Here is an 18,511-nt window from a genome sequence, read left to right as displayed (position 1 = left end):
TTCGAATGAGTAAGTTCAACTAACTAAATCATAGATTTAGAGTCTCACTTAAGTTCCACTGACCAAATATAAAATTTGGAGTGATGTTGCTAAAGCAACCTTTCGCTTCGCTCTCGAAGAAACTCCTTCTCACATGCGTTCGAATGAGTAAGTTCCACTGACCAAATATAAAATTTGGAGTGTCACTTATATTTCGTAGATTTCTCCGTATTTTTTATTTAGGTACTCTAAGAAATATTTAGGATTTAACTCTTCTCCTGTTACTTTTACAATAAGCTCCGATGGAGTATAAAGAGATCCAAACTGATGTATGTTTTCTCTTAACCAATCTTTTATCACTGCAAAATTACCATTTTTAACTTCTTCGTCATAGGTAGGTATATCTTGTCTCATTTTATTTAAAAATTGGGCTCCATATACATTACCAAGAGCATAGCTTGGGAAATATCCAATTAAACCTGCACCCCAATGAGTATCTTGAAGAATTCCTTCTGAATCATTTTTAGGCTCTACACCTAAATATTCCTTGTATTTTTTATTCCAAGCAGCTGGCAACTCTTCTACTGTGATTTCATTATTCATGAAAGCTCTTTCTAACTCATATCTAATTATAATATGAATACTGTAAGTTAATTCATCTGCTTCTGTTCTAATTAAAGAAGGTTCTACCTTATTTATAGCTTTATAGAAATCTTCTAAATTAACTCCTTCAAATTGAGGGAATCTCTTTTGAGCCTCTGGATAAAAATAAGCCCAAAATTCCTTACTTCTTCCTAGAATATTTTCATAGTATCTAGATTGTGATTCATGTACACCCATAGAAGTTCCACCTGAAATACCTGTATATTCTAAATCATCTGCTGAGTTTTGCTCATAAATACCATGTCCACCTTCATGAATATTGCTAAAGAAAGCACTTCTAAAATCATGTTCATCATAATTAGTTGTTATTCTAACATCTTTATTTCCGAAGTTAGTTGTAAATGGGTGAACAGTAGTATCTAGTCTTCCTGCCTCAAAATCATATCCTAATTTTTCTAAAACAAATTTACCAAATTCATCTTGATCTTTGATAGGAAATTGCTTTTTAAAGAAGGACTCGTCTATACTTACCTTAGAGGCTTTAATCTTCTCTAAAAGCTCCACTATACCATCCCTAAGCTCTTTAAATACTTTATCTACCCTATCTACAGTCAATCCTCTTTCATAATCATCTAAGCACTTATTATATATATTTCCTTCATATCCTATATATTCAGCAAATTCCTTATTAAACTCTATTATCTTTGCTAGATATGGCTTAAAGCCTTCATAATCATTGTTAGCCTTAGCTTGTTTCCAAAATGCTTCTGATGTTGAACATAACATTTGATACTCTTTATTTCTTTCAGGTGGTATCTTTATAAGTTCATCATAGTTTCTTTTTAAATTTTCTATAATCTTTTTATCCCTGAAAGATAATTTGTCCATTTTATCTGAGAAATACTCTATCCATTCCCCTATTCTTGGAGAAGTCATAAGTTTTATACACTCTGAATATAGATATCCCACTACTTCAATTCTTCCATCTATAGCTTTAGATGGTATTCCTGTTTGCATATCCCAATGTATTAAGCTTTCTGCATGAATTAAATAAGTTACGTTTTTAATATGCTCCTTTACTTCATTTAATTTTTCATTAATAATCTCCATTCTCCCCACTCCTTATAACTTGTATTACATAATTTTCGTTGTACTAATTATATCTTTATTTTCAATATAATTCCATAGTTATTTATTAAATTTATATATTATTGCTTTATGCTACTTATTTCATTAAAAAACTTTATTCAATTTATACACCTAATTTTTAATCACATTAATTTCCTTCTAAAATTATTTATAATCTAATCATAATTTTGTCACACAGATGTCACAATATACCCTTATTATAAATATCAACAGGAGATAATAAATATTTCGTAAGTAATTCCCCAAGATTATATAAGAGATAATTAATTTCCTAATATTTAAAGCAAATAAGTTACACCCTGGAATAAGTATCTCCACTTTTAATATTACTTTTTAGTAATATTAAAAGTGGAACCCCTAAGTATTAAGTAAAAAGTACTTCATAAATAATCCCCCGATTATAAATGAAGCTAAAAATTAACCCCTCAAATAAGAAAACCCTGTGTAAATCACAGGATTTTCTTATTTACATTGATTTTGTAAATTTTCTTGATTATAATGAATATAATGTAAAGCAATGGTTTTAATTTATAACTCATTACTTTATGTTTCTAATTAATCTTGTTAATAATAAGATTAATTCATATATAATATGTGAAATTAAAACATATACTAAATCAAAGATTGAAAGGAGAATAAATTATGAAAAAAGGTATGAAGGTTTTCCTTCCTATAATAATTATTGTGATTATTATTGCTGTATTTTTAGTTGGAAATTACAATAATCTTGTAACTCTTAAACAAGGAGTTAGTGCAGCGGAATCAAATATTGATACTCAGCTTCAAAGAAGATCAGATTTAATCCCTAACCTAGTTAATACAGTAAAAGGATATGCAACTCAAGAAAAGGAAATATTTACGGAAATAGCTGATGCTAGGGCTAAACTTGCAGGAGCTACAAATATCTCTGACCAAGCAGCTGCAGATACTGAACTATCTAACGCTCTTTCTAGATTGTTAGTAGTGGTTGAAAATTATCCTGACTTAAAATCTAATCAAAATTTCTTAGATTTATCAGTGCAATTAGAAGGAACAGAAAATAGAATTGCCATTGCTAGACAAGATTATAACAATGTAGTAACAAATTATAATACTAAAATCTTAAGATTTCCTACCAACATAATTGCTTCATTATTTGGATTTGACGAGAAACCATTTTATAAAGCAAGTGCAGGTGCTGCAGAAGTCCCTTCTGTAGACTTTTCTAAATAAAGATGAAGAGTGCAATTAAATTTTTAAAACACTGTCTTTCTTTGCTTATTGTTATACTACTACTCTCTTCTTTTAGTGCATTAGCACAGGATACTTATCCTAGTCCAACTGTATATAAATATCTAAATGACTATGTAGGTATTATAGATAATGAAGATGCCAATAAAATTGTTTCTCTAGGTAAGGAGCTTGAGGATAAAACAGGTGCTCAAGCTGTAGTTGTTGTAATGAACACCCTAAACAATACTCCAATTGAAGATTATAGCAATAGTCTCTTTAGAACCTGGGGAATAGGTGAAAAAGGCAAAGATAATGGTCTTTTAATTCTTGTAGCCATAGATGACAGGGAGTGGAGAGTAGAGGTAGGAAGAGGTCTTGAAGGTGCAATACCTGATGCACTTTCAAGTAGAGTTATGACTTCCATCGCAAAACCAAGTTTTAAAAGTGGAAATTATAGTGAAGGAATTCTAAATAGTTATAGTGTTTTATGTGATTATGCTAGTAAAGAATACGGTGTCACCTTAGATAAGTCTTTGAATGTGACAATGCCTAGTGAAGAAGATTATGAGGATAATGATGGTTTTAATATATTTATATTTATAGCTATCATCATCATTGTATTTATAGATTCCATCTTCAATAGGGGTAGATTACTACGAATGTTGTTTTGGACTAGTAGAGGTGGAAGAGGTCCTAGAGGTGGCGGTGGCTTTGGTGGCTTCGGCGGCGGTGGTTCTTCCGGTGGCGGCGGCTTTGGCGGCTTCGGTGGAGGTTCTTCCGGTGGCGGTGGATCATCTGGTAGTTGGTAGTTATAAAAAAAGAGAACAAGTTCATTTTTTCAATGAATTTGTTCTCTTTTTTTATTAAAGTTATCATTTAATTTAAGCTACTAAGGTAATAACCTTTGTAAATACTAACACAGCAAGTAGTACTCCTACTGCTACTCTGTATATAGCAAATACTCTCATAGGCTTTTTCTTTAAGAAAGTAACAAATTTGTCCATAACTATTATTGATACAACAAAGGCAACAATAAACCCAACTATTAATGCAACCCATAAGGTTGGAGTCATAATAGAATAGTTAAATTCAAATAAATCTTTAGCTGATGATCCTACCATTGCAGGTACTGCTAGGAAAAATGAGAATTCTGCTGCTACTGGAGTGGAGAGCCCTGCAACCCAACCTCCCATTATGGTAGATGCACTTCTTGACATTCCTGGCCATACAGCAAGAACTTGGAATATTCCTACCTTTAATGCCTGCATAGGTGTTATATCATCTATGTTTTTAACAGCTTTACTTTTTCTCTTTCTAAAGAAGTTTTCCACTATAAGTAGTAAAAATCCTCCTACTAATAATCCAACAATTACTGATTGAAGATTAAATAAACTTTTAATTTGCTTATAAAAAATTACTCCTACTATTCCCATTGGAATACATCCAATCAATACATTAATTCCAAATTTAAATCCAGTTTGACCCTTCTTACCAAATGTGAATATGAATTTAAAAAATTCTATTACACTATCCTTAATCTTATTCCAATATAATACCACTACTGCAAGTATGGCCCCTAGTTGAATAACTACCTGAAACATATCAGCAAACTCACCACGGAAGTTAATAGCATTACCAACTAATATCATATGTCCTGTAGATGAAACTGGAATAAACTCTGTTAACCCTTCTACTATTGCAATAATTATTGCCTTTAATATAAATATCAAATCTAAACCCACTAATTTTCACTCCTTGCTACTTGTACCCATTTTTGACATACATATAGTTTACCTTACATGTATAAATAGAACAAGAGGATAACCTTACATATATCTTTCAATGATGTAAGGTTGTCCTCTCTAACACCTATAAACCTTGTATTTACACAGGTCTTGTAATTTTAAATTTTATGTTAATTAAATATTATGTATATTTAATTTCAACTTCTTTATCATATTCTTTAAACTTTATCCATCCTCTTTTAGATATGTATTTTAAATAAGTTACTAATCTATATAGCTCTCCATCTACATTTTCTTTATAAATTTCTGCCATGAGCTTTGCAATATCATAAACAGTTCTATTTCCATCTATATACTTCCATACTGTAGAACATCTCTCATCTAGTTCTAATTTAGTTTCAGGAGTTCTTTTAACCATCCAAGCTAGAAACTTTTTAACTGGATCAGTAACTTTTATATGGATAACAACTTTACCATCTTTTTCTTCCCAATTTTGTTGTTTAATTTCAGGTACATAAAGGGCAAAATTATGCTTTGTATCTTGAGCTTGTTTTTCTATTTCTTCTTGCTTTTTCTTATTTTTCATGAAAAATTCCTCCTAACTTATTTATAACTATTAAATATAAGATATTCTTTAATTCATTTTATTATTCTTTATTATATAAATTAATTTGTTACCAATTATTAAAATCGCTTGTCCACAGATAGACTTTACCTGTGGCAAAGCGATTTTAAGTTGTTTTATGATTTACTATTTAACGGCTTTGTCTTTTTTACAAGAGAACATGTAAATCCATAATCCTAGTAATAAGAACATTACACAAGCAAATAGATTACTTTGAGTTATTCCTGTTAAGAAATTCTTACCGAATGCTATATTTACATTAGCAGCTACTAATCCAGCTACTACTATACCCATCAATGCATCTCCTGCAACTAAACCTGATGCAAGAAGAGTTCCTTTTTCAACAACTTCTCCTCTTCTATCTTGATCCTTAGCAAATTTTCTCTCAACGATTTCTCTGATTATTCCACCAACTAAGATAGCAGCATTTAAAGTTATTGGAAGGTATATACCTAGAGCTACTGGTAATACTGCTATTCCAGCTAATTCACAGAATAATGCAATTGCAGCACCAATTATTATTAGTGTCCATGGCAATTGAGCTGTCATAATACCTTCAACTATCATTTTCATAAGTGTAGCTTGAGGCGCTGCTACATCTGCAGAACCTATTCCATAAGCAGTATTTAACATGTTAATTACAAGTGCTGCAAAAACTCCTGCTACTGAAAGTGCAATAAACATTCCTATTTGAACCTTTTTAGGAGTACCACCTATAATAAATGTAGTTTTTAAACTTTGTGCTGCTCCACCAGCTACTGCTATAGCGACACAAACAACTCCACCTATTAGTACTGCTTTAGTCATATACTCTTGGCTTACTCCACCAGTTAATTTAATTACAGTAGTTACAAATAACATTGTAGCTATAGTCATACCAGAAACTGGGTTGTTTGATGCTCCAATTATACCAACCATTCTAGCTGAAACAACAGCAAAGAAGAAGCTGAATAAAACTGCCATGATTCCACCTACAAATCCACCATTAACCATTGGTAATAACCAAGTTAATGCAAATCCAAAAGCAGCTGCTAGAATAACCCAAGTAAGAGGTGCTTCTAAATCAATTCTACTTACTTTATCATTTTTACCTGCACCTATTCCACCCATAGCTTGTTTAAAACTTGTGATAATAGTAGGAATAGACTTAGCAAGAGAAATAAATCCTCCCATTGCAACAGCTCCAGCACCTATATATTTAATATAGTTAGCCCAGATTTCGTTAGCACTCATTTCAGCTATAATTTTAGTAGCTGGGAATAAAGGCTCTGCTAGTCCAACTCCTAAGAATTTGATTAATGGTATAAGTGCAAACCAAGCTATAACAGAACCACCAAACATAAGTAATGATGCTCTAGTACCAACTATAAATCCAACACCAAGAAGTGATGCTAAAGTGTCAAATCCCATCATTGTACCTTGATAACTTTTAATAACATAAGTAGCTTGCTCTCCCCAAAGTGCAAATCCACCTGAGAAAAGTTTATATCCAGCTCCTACTCCAAGACCAGTCATGACTGTTTTGAATCCTTGTCCACCTTCACTACCAGTTACAAGAACTTCAGCTGCAGCCATACCTTCTGGATAAACTAAATTTCCGTGTTCTTCCACGATTAAGTATCTTCTAAGGGGTGTAATGAAAAATACTCCCATAACTCCACCAATTATTGTAACAATAACAACAGTTAGAATACTTAATTTTAATCCCCATAAAATTAATGCTGGTAAAATAAATATAATTCCCCCGGCAATGGATTCTCCCATAGCAGCTAAAGATGCTACCATGTTTGCTTCTAAAATGTTATTTCTTCTAAACATTCCTTTTAATACTCCAGTTGCAATAATAGCACCTGGAATACCAGCTGATATTGTCATACCAACTTTCAGACCAAGATATGTGTTAGCTGCTGCAAAAACGCATGCTAAAATAATACCTAAAATAATTGAATAACCTGTTGTTTCTGGCATTGCCATTGATGTTGGAATAAAAGGAACATATTCTTCACCTTTGCATCCACCATAAGCACTTTGAGATAATTTTCTTTTCTCTTGGCTCATAAATTTTTTCTCCTCCTTTGTAACTCTTTAACAAGGCACCCTAAAAAAGCCACTAATTACTATGTTTAAAAGTTTAATTTATCTACAAGCTATATCTTTATCTTTAATTAATACTATTGATAAAAATATAAACACATTAACTAGTACTCTTCAGGATGCCTAAATCAAATTGTTTATTTTTATATTAAATATCTAAAGTAAAATTTACCTTAGGCATTTATTTAATATTTTCTAATAGTGCTTTTATAAAATTCCATACTCTTTCAACAGATGATATACTCATATGTTCATTTGGAGTGTGTACATCAAATAAATTTGGTCCAAAGCTAATCATATCTACATCTGGCATTTTTTCTTTTAAAAGTCCACATTCAAGTCCTGCATGGATAGCATCTATTTTTGGTTCTTCACCAGTAACATTTTTATAAGTTTCTATACATAAATCTCTTATTGGTGAGTTTGGTTCATACTGCCATTCTGGATAATCAGAATCATTAATAACCTCAGCACCAACTAATTCTGCTACAACATCTATTCCATCTGTAATGGCATTTTTTAATGTTTTTACAGAGCTTCTCACTGCAGAAACAAAGGTAACTTTTTCTTCACTAAATTCTATAACTCCTAAGTTAATACTACTTTCTACTAACCCTTTAATATCTTCACTCATAGTTTGAATTCCATTTGGAGCTACTACTAAGTAAGAAACTATTTTTTCAGTTACTTCCTTAGTTAATTGTTTGCTAGTTTCTGATTTTTCAACTATTACAGTTACATCTGGATCTTGTATTCTTAACTCAGTTTTAAATATTTCTAATGATTTTGTAGCTATTTGTTTAACTTTTTCTACATCCTTAGCTGCTACTGTAATTGTAGCTTCTGCTTCACGAGGAATTGCATTATTTTTAGCGCCTCCACCTATATGAGAAATATTAAAATCTACCTCTTTTGATATAGCATTTAATAATCTTCCCATAAGTTTATTAGCATTTCCTCTTTGTTTTATTATTTCCATACCAGAGTGTCCACCTTTTAAACCTTTAACTTCTAGTTTTAAAGCTTCATTAGAGGCATCTTCCCATTGAGTATTTATATTTACATAGTTAGTAACTCCACCAGCACAGCTTACAAGGAATATTCCTTCTTCTTCTGAGTCAATGTTTAATAATATTTTTCCATCAAGATTTTTAGGATCTACTGCTATAGCTCCATACATACCTGTCTCTTCACCTGTAGTAACAAATAGTTCTATAGCAGGATGTTTTAACTCTTTTGAATCTAAAATAGCTAATCCATAAGCTACTGCTATTCCATTATCTGCTCCTAGTGTTGTTCCATTAGCATAAAGATAGTCCCCATCGATTCTAAGCTCTAATGGATCCTTTTCAAAATCATGTACCTTATCCTTATTCTTTTCACAAACCATGTCCATATGACCTTGGATTGTTACTACTGGTGCATTTTCATATCCTTGAGTAGCAGGTTTTTTAATGATTACATTTAACTCATCATCTTGTATTACTACAAATCCTCTTTCCTTACCAAAGTTAGCCAAATAATCGCTGATAACCTTTTCATTGCCTGAACCATGAGGTATTTTAGTTAATTCTTCAAAATAGCCTAGAACCTTTTCTGGATTTAATCCTTTTAATATAGACATAAAAATCCCTCCATTTTTTTGTATTTACTTTATAATTAATATGTACTTTATATATATTTCAATATATATTTCAACATTTTATTACGTTCTTCGACTTGCAAATTTATATTAATTTTATACTTATAAATTTATAAAGTCAACATATATAAAATAATTATTTTTGAAATATTACCTATAACCCATTTAATAATTCATTTAAATTTTTTATATTTTATATAATTAAAAAAAGTATTTATAAAAATAGTATTATTTATTATTTCTTAAAATATAATTCTATATAATACCTATGTTAATAGAAAGAATTTATGCTACCTTTTTATAACAACTTTTTCTAATCTCATAATTATTATATCTTTTATGAATTAATTTCATACATTTTAACCTAAGAAAAGCAACATACTCTTTACATTTTAATAGTATATTGCTTTTTCTTTTATATTCTAATATTTTAATATGTCGTTATTCTATAATTACTTTGATCAATGGCTTCAATGAATTATATTTATAAATAGTGTAATAATTGCAGAATTTACGAAATCTATGAATAAGCATCCTACAATTGGTACGACAAAATATGGGGTAGGTGCAAATCCAAATTTATTTGAAAGTGCATCCATATTAGCTACAGCATTAGGTGTAGCTCCCATTCCAAATCCGCAGTTTGCAGATGCAAAAACTGCCGCTTCATAATCTCTCCCCATAATTCTAAAGGTTACAAAATATGTAAATACACCTATGAGAATTGTTTGTGCTATTAACATAACAACCATAGGAATTGCTAAATCTAGAAGTTCCCATAACTTTAATCCCATAAGAGCCATAGATAAAAAGAAGGATAAGCTGATACCTCCAAGATTTTCAATTTCTTTTTCTACTAACTCAATATTTGTGGCATCACAAATATTTCTTATAATTGCAGCCACAAGCATAGCTCCAATATAAGATGGAAAAGTTAAACCAATTCCCTGAATAAAATTAGATATTATAGATCCTATTCCCATTGCTATAAAGATCCAAGATGCACCTGACATTAATCTTTTATGACATAGTATATCTTGATTATCTTCATTAAAATCTCCTAGTGGCATACAGGTATTATCATCATCCTCCTTCATAGGAGTATTAAGCTTATGACGTATAATTAATGTTCTAGCAACCAATCCTCCAATTATACTTCCCATAACCAGTCCAAAAGTCGCAGAAGCAAAGGATACAGTTGTGGCACCTGCAATTCCCATTTCTTCTAGAATAGGTCCAAATGACCCCGCTGTACCATGTCCCCCTATCATAGGAATAGAGCCTGTACAAATTCCTAATAAGGGTTCTAAATTAAACAAAGTTGCTAAAGCAACTCCAACTGTATTTTGTAGAATTACTAAAAGCACTGATATAATTAAGAATGTTACTACTTTTATACCACCTTTTTTTAATATTCTAATACTAGCCGTAAATCCAACGCTAGTGAAAAATGCAGTCATAAAAATATTTTGAAGAGTTGTATCTAAATTAATAGTTATGAATCCTGTCAGCCTAAATATAAGCATAAGTATTGCAAAAATAAGACCTCCTACAACTGGTGCTGGTATGCAATACTTTTCTAATATAGATATTTTTTCTTTTAAATATTTTCCAAAATAAAAAACCATAGAAGCTAATGCCATTGTTTGAAATATGTCTAATGTCAATTCCATAAATTTATCTTTCCTCTCATCATATGTGTATCTTAGTGCGTAAGTATTAAATTTTTAAATCATTGAGTTATCTCCATATTATGAAACACCTTATTCATATCGTAATGTCCATAATACCAAAAATACTCGTTTATACTTGCACTATCATCCAAGTGTAAAATGTTATCAATAATAACTTGTTCCTTCCCCTCCCTATTTCCCTTAATTAAAGAAAATTTATTTTCTTTATCTTTTCTTATAAATACAAATTCACTATCATCATTAATATAGTTAGGATAAAAATCCCATCCTACAGATGAGTTAGTCAATTTAGTAATTTCATTATTTTCTAAGTTTACTTCATATATATGTTGATTGTTGGAATTTTCCCATTGCTGAAGATTTTCACTATAAGTTGAGGCTGAATAAACTATATTTCTACCATCACTAGAATAACTTGGAGTCATAGCTACTTCTCCATCCTTAGTGATCTTTTTAAAACTTTCATCTTCTAAATTTAAGATTCCTAAAGTTTTATCTACATTCATAAACCTATATGCACCATTTATAATAGCCACTAAGTTATCATCTATTGGTGATACAGACATCATATCCTCATAAGTTAAAACTATAATCTCTTCATTAAGTACTTCTCTACACTTGTTACTTTCATCATTATAAACTCCTATAGGCACCCCATCTGCTGTCATTGATGCAGAATTAGGTCTACACCATACAATTAAATTAACTCCATTAATTGAGATGGTAGCCATCTTTGGATCCAACCCTAAATCATGATTTTGGGAACTTATAGGTATATATGGTATCACTACTTTTTCTGTTTTAGTTGCTAAATCTAACTTAACTATTCCTAGCGGAAAAGGATAATTATCCGAATTACCTTTTTTCATAATATTCTTTGTGGCAAATAAAGAGTTATCTTTTCCTAATAAAATTTGTGTATAAAACTCTTTTCCTCCAGTGAAAATTTCTTTAGTTTTATCTTTAACTCCAAATATATATACTCCACCTGTGGACTTAGAATAAATTAAATTTCCATCTTTATCCCATTGATATGCAGTAATACTATCATCTACATTAGTAGTATTTTCTACTTTTTTATAAAAATCTATTTTTGTTACATATAAGTTATTCTTAATATCCCTATAGGCTACATAACCATTTTCACTTATATTTGGCTCTCTATAAGCCCCTTTGTTAAGCATTATTTTCTCTGAAGGGTTATTTATATTCACTGCCCAAATACCATCATCTTTTATAACTACTGCTACCTCAATTTTATTATCTTCTTTTCTAAGTTCTAAGACATAACTTCTATCCTTAGCAAAAGCTATATCATATAATATAAAATTGAAAATAAGTAATACAAAAATAACTCTAAGTAAGTTTTTCATGGATGAACTCCCCTTTTAAATTTCGTACTCTTATTATTATTTTTATTATAAAAATATATACATGTTTTAAAAGTAAAGTCCCAGTCTTAAAGAGAGTCTTTAAAAGTTCACTGAGCTATATAGAATCATTGCCTGTTATATTATCATTTCACCTACAGGAATTTTAGGGTTTTTATATTTCTTTTTATTAATTGTATATTTTCCATATTGGATGGCTTCCTTAGGACAATAACTTATACATGCTAAACATTGACAGCAGTTATCTCCCCATTTAGGAACTTTATCAACTTTAATGCATTTAGTATTGCATACCTGTTCACAAAGTTTACATCCTATACAATCATCTGTAACATAAAACTTTTTAGTATTTATAGCTAACTTATTGAATATAGGATTAGCTATAGCTGTCATAACCTTAGGCATTGGTCCTGTTTCAACTTTAAATACATCCCTAACTTTATCACCTATAAGATTATTTACTTCTCCAATGGTCTCCAAAGCCTTAGACATCTTACTATTCACAATATCATCTTCATCTGCTCTTCCAAGGATAATATAATTATTAGGCATAACAATTGAAAATCCACTATTTAACTTTAACCCCTTAGCTCCTAGCTTTTTCTCTAGTATTTTCATGTTATTTCCTATGTTCTCGCCACAGGTTACTACTGCTGATAAATAATTGTTCTTATAGTTATTTAATTTTAATTTACTAATGAATTTAACTACTGGTGCTGGTGATGCCCAAGCATAGATAGGATAAACAAATATTATCTTTTCTCCTGGTTTTAAGTCATATTCATAAAAATCTTTATCTTGTTTCATTTCCTTTGAAATTGCAATTAATTCTTCTCCTTGGTTACTGGATAAATTTTTTGCTACGTATAAAGAATTTCCTGTGCCTGAAAAATAAAATATCATGAATAAACCCTCCATATATATTTTTTTGCTATTGTTTTAATATACCATATAGATATATATTTATGAAATAGTCTTTTTAAAAATATTAAACTAGCATCTTTATATTTTTAATGCTAGTTTAATATTAGTTTAGAATTTAGTTTTTATCAGGTCTAGAGACATTTAAATTCCTATCTATCCACATATTCAAAACTACAGTTATCACTTTCTATATCAAAGACTAAATTATCCTCTATATAAAACTTATAGTTAGCTGAGCAAGCTGCATTTTCATGAATAGTTCTGCACATATTACCACTTGAGGGTGCTAATAACTTTTGTGGATTTCCATCAGTAACTTTTATCTGTAGTTCATACTTACCTCTTTTTAACATTAGTGACTTGCAATTATATTTAAGAATCTTAACTCCATTATAGGTGGATAATCTATATTCTCTTCCTTTATAATATACAACGCATATACATCCTTTAAAATTTATTCCCATAAAAGGTATATCTGCTATAGCTGCCATTATAGATATTTTTTCATTTTTAAAATCATTACACTGGGTCCATAAATAAGTTTTGGGGAAAGAGTTGCCTCTATCTGTTTCAATATATCCAACTCCATCATTAAAACTTACATATTCACCATTAATAATTAAATTCCCCCTTAATTTATGATATAAACTAATAATGCCATGGCTACATTCCATAAAAGGTATAAAGCTAAAAGGTCCCATGATGTCATATTTTACAGGAGTCAATAAGTCATATTCTATTTTTCCATCTATTGTTAAGCCCTCATCTTTAATGTGGATTTCAATGCCTTTAGATGAAAAAGTACTATCTCCAATTTTTATTCTTAACTTATCTTTATAAACTATAAATTTAGAAAAACTATAATTTATATTATATGAATTTCTATTAGTTATCACTTGTATAAAGGCTGATCTATTTCCTTTACTATCTATATTTATGCCAGGTATAAAGGATATAGTATCCTCACCCTTTTGATGTTTAAAATACCAGCCCTCAAAAAAATTCTTTTTCCTTGTATAACATTTAATTTTATTCATGGGATAATCCCCTAATAGCTGGACTTTCTATCCAATTACCCTTGTAATCAAATCTAGAACCATGACATGGACAATCCCATGATAACTCATCAGGATTCCATTGAAGCTCACAGCCTAAATGAGGACATTTTGTAGTTACAGTAAATATATTACCATCATTATCTTTGTATACCCCAACTTTCTCTCCATTATATTCTACAATTCCACCATGACCAGCTTCTACCTTCTCTACCTGCTCACTTGGAATGTGAATTTTTTGTGCTATAAAATTCTTTGTAGTTTCTATTACATCCTGGGTTAGGTTTTTACTTGATGCTGACATATCAAATCTTGTAGGAGAAAATATCTCTGCAAAATCATTTTTATTTCCGGATATCATATCAGATAAAATCATAGCTGCCACCATAGAAGATGTCATTCCCCATTTTTTATAACCCGTTGCCACATATACATTAGGAGTTTCAGTGGAATATTGACCAATGTAAGGTATTTCATCTATAGGAATACAATCTTGAGCAGACCAATGATATTTTTCCTTAGCATTGGGATATAACTCCTTTGCTACCTGTCTTAATTCTTCATATTTACCACCAGCTTCATTCTTACCAGTTCTATGAGAACCTCCACCAAGCAATAATAAGTCCTTATAATTTCTAAAAGAGTATCCCCATTTATCAATACCAATGTACATTCCATTGACATCTTGAGCATTCTCTAAAGCTATAACATAGGATCTTTCTTGATGCATTCTAATGAAATAATACCCAGGTGTATTCATAATTGGATAGTGAGTAGCTACTACTATTACCTTAGCAGCAACCATCCCTTTATCTGTAACAACTAGCTCCTCTTTAATTTCTAAAGCTTTAGTATTTTCGTAAATGGTTAAGTCTTCAGTAATAACTTCTAAAAACTTAAGGGGATTAAATTGACCTTGGTTATAAAATTTCAAAGCTGCCTTAACCTTAAAAGGAAGCTCTGTATTTTCTAAAAGTTTAGCTTTTATTCCTAACTTAGTTGCCGCTTCTAATTCTTTTTTTAAAGCTTCAACATTGTCCATAGTATATAGATAAGCATCCTTCTCTTCAAAATCACACTTAATTCTCTCATTCTCTATTATTTCTTTATATTTTTTTATAGCTAACTCATTGGAACTTGCATATTGTCTTGCCTTCGCTTCTCCAAATTCCTTAATTAACTTATCATAAATTAAGGAATGCTGAGAAGTTATCTTCGCAGTAGTATTTTTTGTATTTCCACTACAAATCTCTTCAGCCTCAATTATAACTACATCTATTCCTTTTTTCTTTAGCATATAGGCAGTTAATATTCCTGTTATACCAGCTCCTATAACTACTACATCTGCCTCTATATTTCCATTTAAGGATTCCCTCTTTTTAAAATTACAGCTTTCACTCCATACAGATTTCATAAAATCACCTCATAAATAGTATTCCACTTTAGTGATTTTATACACAATTAATTATTAATAAAGGTGATATATCCACACAACTATAACATTTTGTTGATATATCACCTTATATTATCTTTTTCCTAATATATATTCTAAGGAATCCATATTAAAATTTAAAACAAGTTTCTCTGGGAAATCTATCTCCTTAAGTAACTCATAGCAGGATGAAAATTCTCCTACATCATAATAAATATGAGCGTCACTGCCCATGATTATTTTAACTCCATGTTCTTTACATAAGTTTAGAAGAGTTATTTGATTTTCTCTAGCATTTCTTCTAAAGCTCTTTGGAGATATGGATGTATTATTCATTTCAAAAACCATATTTTTTTCTTTAGCCGCTAATACTACTTTTTCATAATCTAAAGGAAATCTACTATCATCAGGATGACCAATGATTTTAACATAAGGATTATCCATAACCTTTATTAAAGCATTAGTATTTTCTTCAATGGTTCCTGGTGCTACACAAGGTGGATGCATACTAGCTATGACATAGTCAAGTTCTAGTGCCAGCTCCTCTTGTACATCTATTCTACCTTCATAATCCATTATGTTAGCCTCTATTCCTTTTAGAATTCTAACTTCCATAATTTCATCCTTAATCACCTTTAAATTATTAAAATAATATTCATGAGCTGTACCTGGCATAGATATAGCATGATCTGAAACTCCAAGGACCTTTAGCCCCTTATCTCTAGCTTCCTCAATATTTTCCTTTAAAGTACTATAAGCATGCCCACTAGAAATAGTATGGGTATGTAAATCCATTAAAGCCTTCATTATATCCCTCCATTACTTTATTTTTCTTTAGTCCTATCACTATCCTCTATATTACCCCAAAACTGCATAATAAAAAAGGGATGATTCTTTCTATGTATTGCTCTATGAGTTATTCACATATTGAAAATCACCTCCAAAATAAAAAGCACATAAGCTTAACAATCGAACTTACGCTGTTAAGCTACGTGCTATATCTATATTATATCAAGTAAAAAATTTTATTTTAAAGCTCGTTAAAAAAATTTTAACAATTTATTATGCTGACTTTTTCTTTTTCTTAGCAATATATCCACCTAATGCAATTACCACAATTCCCATAATTGCAAATGCATCTGGGGTTAATGGAGCACCAGTTTGAGGTAATTTGCTTGGATTGCTTGGTTTACTTGGATTATTAGTATTTGGAGTTGATGGCTTATTTTCTTCTTCTGGAACATTAGGTTCTGTTGGTTTTTCTTCTGTAGGCTTATCTACAGTTGTATCTTCTCCTGCTACTAATACATTAAAATCTACTTTAGGGACACCATTTTGGTTCCAGTCTTCAGCCATTGCATCTCTCATAACTACATTTGTGTTAACTGCATTTATAGCATTAGAGAAATCATATTTATCTCCACCTGTTAACATAAAGTCATTTATTGCTATCGAATAGTATTTATCCATATCAATTTTAGTTCCATCATTTAATCTTATAGATGAAACTTTGCCATCTTCTGGATTACACCAAACCTTTATACCTGCATATTGACCCCATGCAAATCCCTCTGTATTAATTCCATGTTCTATGATGCCATATAAGTCTGAACCCTTAACATCAAGAGTTACTATAGTGTTATCAAAAGGAAGAATTTCGTACATATCACCAATAGTGACATTTCCTTGTTCTAGACTTCTTCTAATTCCACCACCATTAGTTACAGCTATCTCAGTTCCTACTATTTTTCTCATAGTTTCTGCTACAGTTACACCAAGTGGAGTTACTGCAGTGTTTTTATCATCATGACTTAAACGCTCTTTAAGTGAAGTTACCTTTTGTCCTAATATTTCACTTAAACCTGAATTCATATCATTTACTTCCTTTAATACATTTTCATCTACTGGAAGGGTAGCCTCTTTACCTAAAAACACATCCACACTAGGCTCTACGTCTATAAGTTTGTTGCTATGATCAAAGGTAAATGTAAGCTTAGCTAAGGCTCTACCATTATATCCACCTTCTACTACTGGTACTCCATTTACCTCGCCTGAAACTACAGAATGGTTATGACCTGCAATTACAGCATCTACACCTTCAACTTTTGCTATATCAGCAGCTTCCCCAGTTATTTCTTTTGTATTAATATCTTGATACGCTCCGGCATGCGCTATAACTACTACAGCATCAACCTTTTCTGTTTCCCTAAGTACTTTGTTCCACTTAGCAACAGTATCTACTGGATCTAAGAAATCTACATCTTTTACATTTTCAGCTAAAGTAGAAGTTGCTGTCTCTAGAGTAGAAATTCCTATTAACCCTATTTTTGCTCCATTTCTTTCAACTACTTTATATGGTTGCGCATAGCTTACTCTTTCTTCAGTACCTTTTTTAACTATATTGGCAGCTAAGAAGGAGAATCCACCTTCTTTTGACCAAGCATTTATATTATTAATGCCCCAGTCAAATTCATGATTACCTATAGCAGATGCTTCAAGTCCCATAGCTTTTAGCATAGCTGTTACTGGTTTACCAGTGGTAAGATTAGAAATTGCTGTCCCTTGATATAAATCTCCTGCTGATACTGGTATAACACCATATTCAGTAGTAGCTTTAGCTTTATATTCATTTACAACTCCTACTAATTTTGCAGCTCCAATGTTTTTACCAGACTCTAATACATTGCCATGGAAATCATTAAAACTTATAATGTCAACTACCTTGTTAACCTTACTTAAATTAGTCTCCTCTAGTAATTGTGTCTCTATACTGTTTTCGTCACTAGCTACAGCTTGGCTATTATTTGTTTTATCATTATCTTCTGCATATGCCTCAGTAATATTTATTGGCATTACTAAGGTTGCAAATAAAAATAATGACATTATAAACGCCGTAAGTCTTTTTTTCTCTTTCATACCCTTTCCCCCTAATTATAATTTAATGGAACATAGTTAACTATATTCCT

14 protein-coding genes are annotated in these 18,511 nt (G+C 30.8%); 2 read left to right on the top strand and 12 right to left on the bottom strand.

The features are described from left to right. Positions 1-186: 186 nt before the first annotated feature. Positions 187-1,692 carry a carboxypeptidase M32 gene (locus B3086_RS15585; protein WP_346847319.1) on the bottom strand — a complete coding sequence of 502 codons (1,506 nt, stop codon included), beginning with the start codon at positions 1,690-1,692 and terminating at the stop codon, positions 187-189. A gap of 681 nt (positions 1,693-2,373) precedes the next feature. On the opposite strand from B3086_RS15585, the gene B3086_RS15580 reads away from it, so the two are divergent. Next, positions 2,374-2,943: a LemA family protein gene (locus B3086_RS15580; protein WP_346847318.1), complete on the top strand. Its 570-nt coding sequence runs from the start codon at positions 2,374-2,376 to the stop codon at positions 2,941-2,943. Between the two features lie 2 nt (positions 2,944-2,945). Beyond that, positions 2,946-3,752 (top strand): TPM domain-containing protein, encoded by an 807-nt coding sequence (locus B3086_RS15575; RefSeq protein ID WP_346879477.1) that lies wholly within the window; start codon positions 2,946-2,948, stop codon positions 3,750-3,752. Between the two features lie 72 nt (positions 3,753-3,824). Here B3086_RS15575 and B3086_RS15570 read toward each other — a convergent pair whose 3' ends face one another. From B3086_RS15570 to B3086_RS15520, 11 genes are all read right to left on the bottom strand, one after another. Continuing rightward, positions 3,825-4,685 carry an undecaprenyl-diphosphate phosphatase gene (locus B3086_RS15570; RefSeq protein WP_346877242.1) on the bottom strand — a complete coding sequence of 287 codons (861 nt, stop codon included), beginning with the start codon at positions 4,683-4,685 and terminating at the stop codon, positions 3,825-3,827. A 184-nt stretch (positions 4,686-4,869) separates the two neighbouring features. Further along, on the bottom strand, positions 4,870-5,274 hold the full coding sequence (locus B3086_RS15565; RefSeq protein ID WP_346847315.1) for a PqqD family peptide modification chaperone: 405 nt from the start codon (positions 5,272-5,274) through the stop codon (positions 4,870-4,872). Between the two features lie 165 nt (positions 5,275-5,439). Beyond that, positions 5,440-7,371, bottom strand: a complete 1,932-nt coding sequence (locus B3086_RS15560; RefSeq protein ID WP_346847314.1) for an OPT family oligopeptide transporter — start codon at positions 7,369-7,371, stop codon at positions 5,440-5,442. A gap of 217 nt (positions 7,372-7,588) precedes the next feature. Further along, positions 7,589-9,031, bottom strand: a complete 1,443-nt coding sequence (locus tag B3086_RS15555) for an aminoacyl-histidine dipeptidase (protein ID WP_346893878.1) — start codon at positions 9,029-9,031, stop codon at positions 7,589-7,591. A gap of 488 nt (positions 9,032-9,519) precedes the next feature. Continuing rightward, positions 9,520-10,722, bottom strand: coding sequence for a sodium/glutamate symporter (gltS, locus tag B3086_RS15550; RefSeq protein WP_346879474.1), 1,203 nt, complete (start codon positions 10,720-10,722; stop codon positions 9,520-9,522). A 59-nt stretch (positions 10,723-10,781) separates the two neighbouring features. Then, positions 10,782-12,116 carry a hypothetical protein gene (locus B3086_RS15545; protein WP_346879473.1) on the bottom strand — a complete coding sequence of 445 codons (1,335 nt, stop codon included), beginning with the start codon at positions 12,114-12,116 and terminating at the stop codon, positions 10,782-10,784. Positions 12,117-12,251: 135 nt separating this feature from the next. Continuing rightward, on the bottom strand, positions 12,252-13,037 hold the full coding sequence (locus tag B3086_RS15540; RefSeq protein WP_346847310.1) for an EFR1 family ferrodoxin: 786 nt from the start codon (positions 13,035-13,037) through the stop codon (positions 12,252-12,254). Positions 13,038-13,207: 170 nt separating this feature from the next. Further along, positions 13,208-14,095 carry a tocopherol cyclase family protein gene (locus B3086_RS15535; RefSeq protein WP_346877237.1) on the bottom strand — a complete coding sequence of 296 codons (888 nt, stop codon included), beginning with the start codon at positions 14,093-14,095 and terminating at the stop codon, positions 13,208-13,210. Beyond that, entirely contained in the window at positions 14,088-15,527 is a 1,440-nt protein-coding gene (locus B3086_RS15530) for an FAD-dependent oxidoreductase (protein ID WP_346877236.1), read from the bottom strand. Before B3086_RS15530 ends, B3086_RS15535 begins: the two co-directional genes overlap by 8 nt. Before the next feature lie 111 nt (positions 15,528-15,638). Further along, positions 15,639-16,352, bottom strand: coding sequence for a phosphatase (locus B3086_RS15525; protein WP_346877235.1), 714 nt, complete (start codon positions 16,350-16,352; stop codon positions 15,639-15,641). Positions 16,353-16,607: 255 nt separating this feature from the next. Then, positions 16,608-18,461: a 5'-nucleotidase C-terminal domain-containing protein gene (locus B3086_RS15520; protein WP_346877234.1), complete on the bottom strand. Its 1,854-nt coding sequence runs from the start codon at positions 18,459-18,461 to the stop codon at positions 16,608-16,610. Between the last annotated feature and the right edge of the window lie 50 nt (positions 18,462-18,511).

The organism is Clostridium sp. UBA871, assembly GCF_002295255.1.
GTDB lineage: Bacteria > Bacillota > Clostridia > Clostridiales > Clostridiaceae > Clostridium_J > Clostridium_J sulfidigenes.
Note: the sequence above shows the minus strand (reverse complement) of the source record. Positions and strands in the feature narration are given on the sequence as shown.

Bases quoted from the DNA above. Each gene is read 5' to 3' on its own strand.
- B3086_RS15520 (WP_346877234.1), bottom strand. From the start codon at position 18,461: ATGAAAGAGAAAAAAAGACTTACGGCGTTTATAATGTCATTATTTTTA.
- B3086_RS15540 (WP_346847310.1), bottom strand. From the start codon at position 13,037: ATGATATTTTATTTTTCAGGCACAGGAAATTCTTTATACGTAGCAAAA.
- B3086_RS15560 (WP_346847314.1), bottom strand. From the start codon at position 7,371: ATGAGCCAAGAGAAAAGAAAATTATCTCAAAGTGCTTATGGTGGATGC.
- B3086_RS15555 (WP_346893878.1), bottom strand. From the start codon at position 9,031: ATGTCTATATTAAAAGGATTAAATCCAGAAAAGGTTCTAGGCTATTTT.
- B3086_RS15545 (WP_346879473.1), bottom strand. From the start codon at position 12,116: ATGAAAAACTTACTTAGAGTTATTTTTGTATTACTTATTTTCAATTTT.
- gltS (WP_346879474.1), bottom strand. From the start codon at position 10,722: ATGGAATTGACATTAGACATATTTCAAACAATGGCATTAGCTTCTATG.
- B3086_RS15565 (WP_346847315.1), bottom strand. From the start codon at position 5,274: ATGAAAAATAAGAAAAAGCAAGAAGAAATAGAAAAACAAGCTCAAGAT.
- B3086_RS15535 (WP_346877237.1), bottom strand. From the start codon at position 14,095: ATGAATAAAATTAAATGTTATACAAGGAAAAAGAATTTTTTTGAGGGC.
- B3086_RS15530 (WP_346877236.1), bottom strand. From the start codon at position 15,527: ATGAAATCTGTATGGAGTGAAAGCTGTAATTTTAAAAAGAGGGAATCC.
- B3086_RS15575 (WP_346879477.1), top strand. From the start codon at position 2,946: ATGAAGAGTGCAATTAAATTTTTAAAACACTGTCTTTCTTTGCTTATT.
- B3086_RS15525 (WP_346877235.1), bottom strand. From the start codon at position 16,352: ATGAAGGCTTTAATGGATTTACATACCCATACTATTTCTAGTGGGCAT.
- B3086_RS15585 (WP_346847319.1), bottom strand. From the start codon at position 1,692: ATGGAGATTATTAATGAAAAATTAAATGAAGTAAAGGAGCATATTAAA.
- B3086_RS15580 (WP_346847318.1), top strand. From the start codon at position 2,374: ATGAAAAAAGGTATGAAGGTTTTCCTTCCTATAATAATTATTGTGATT.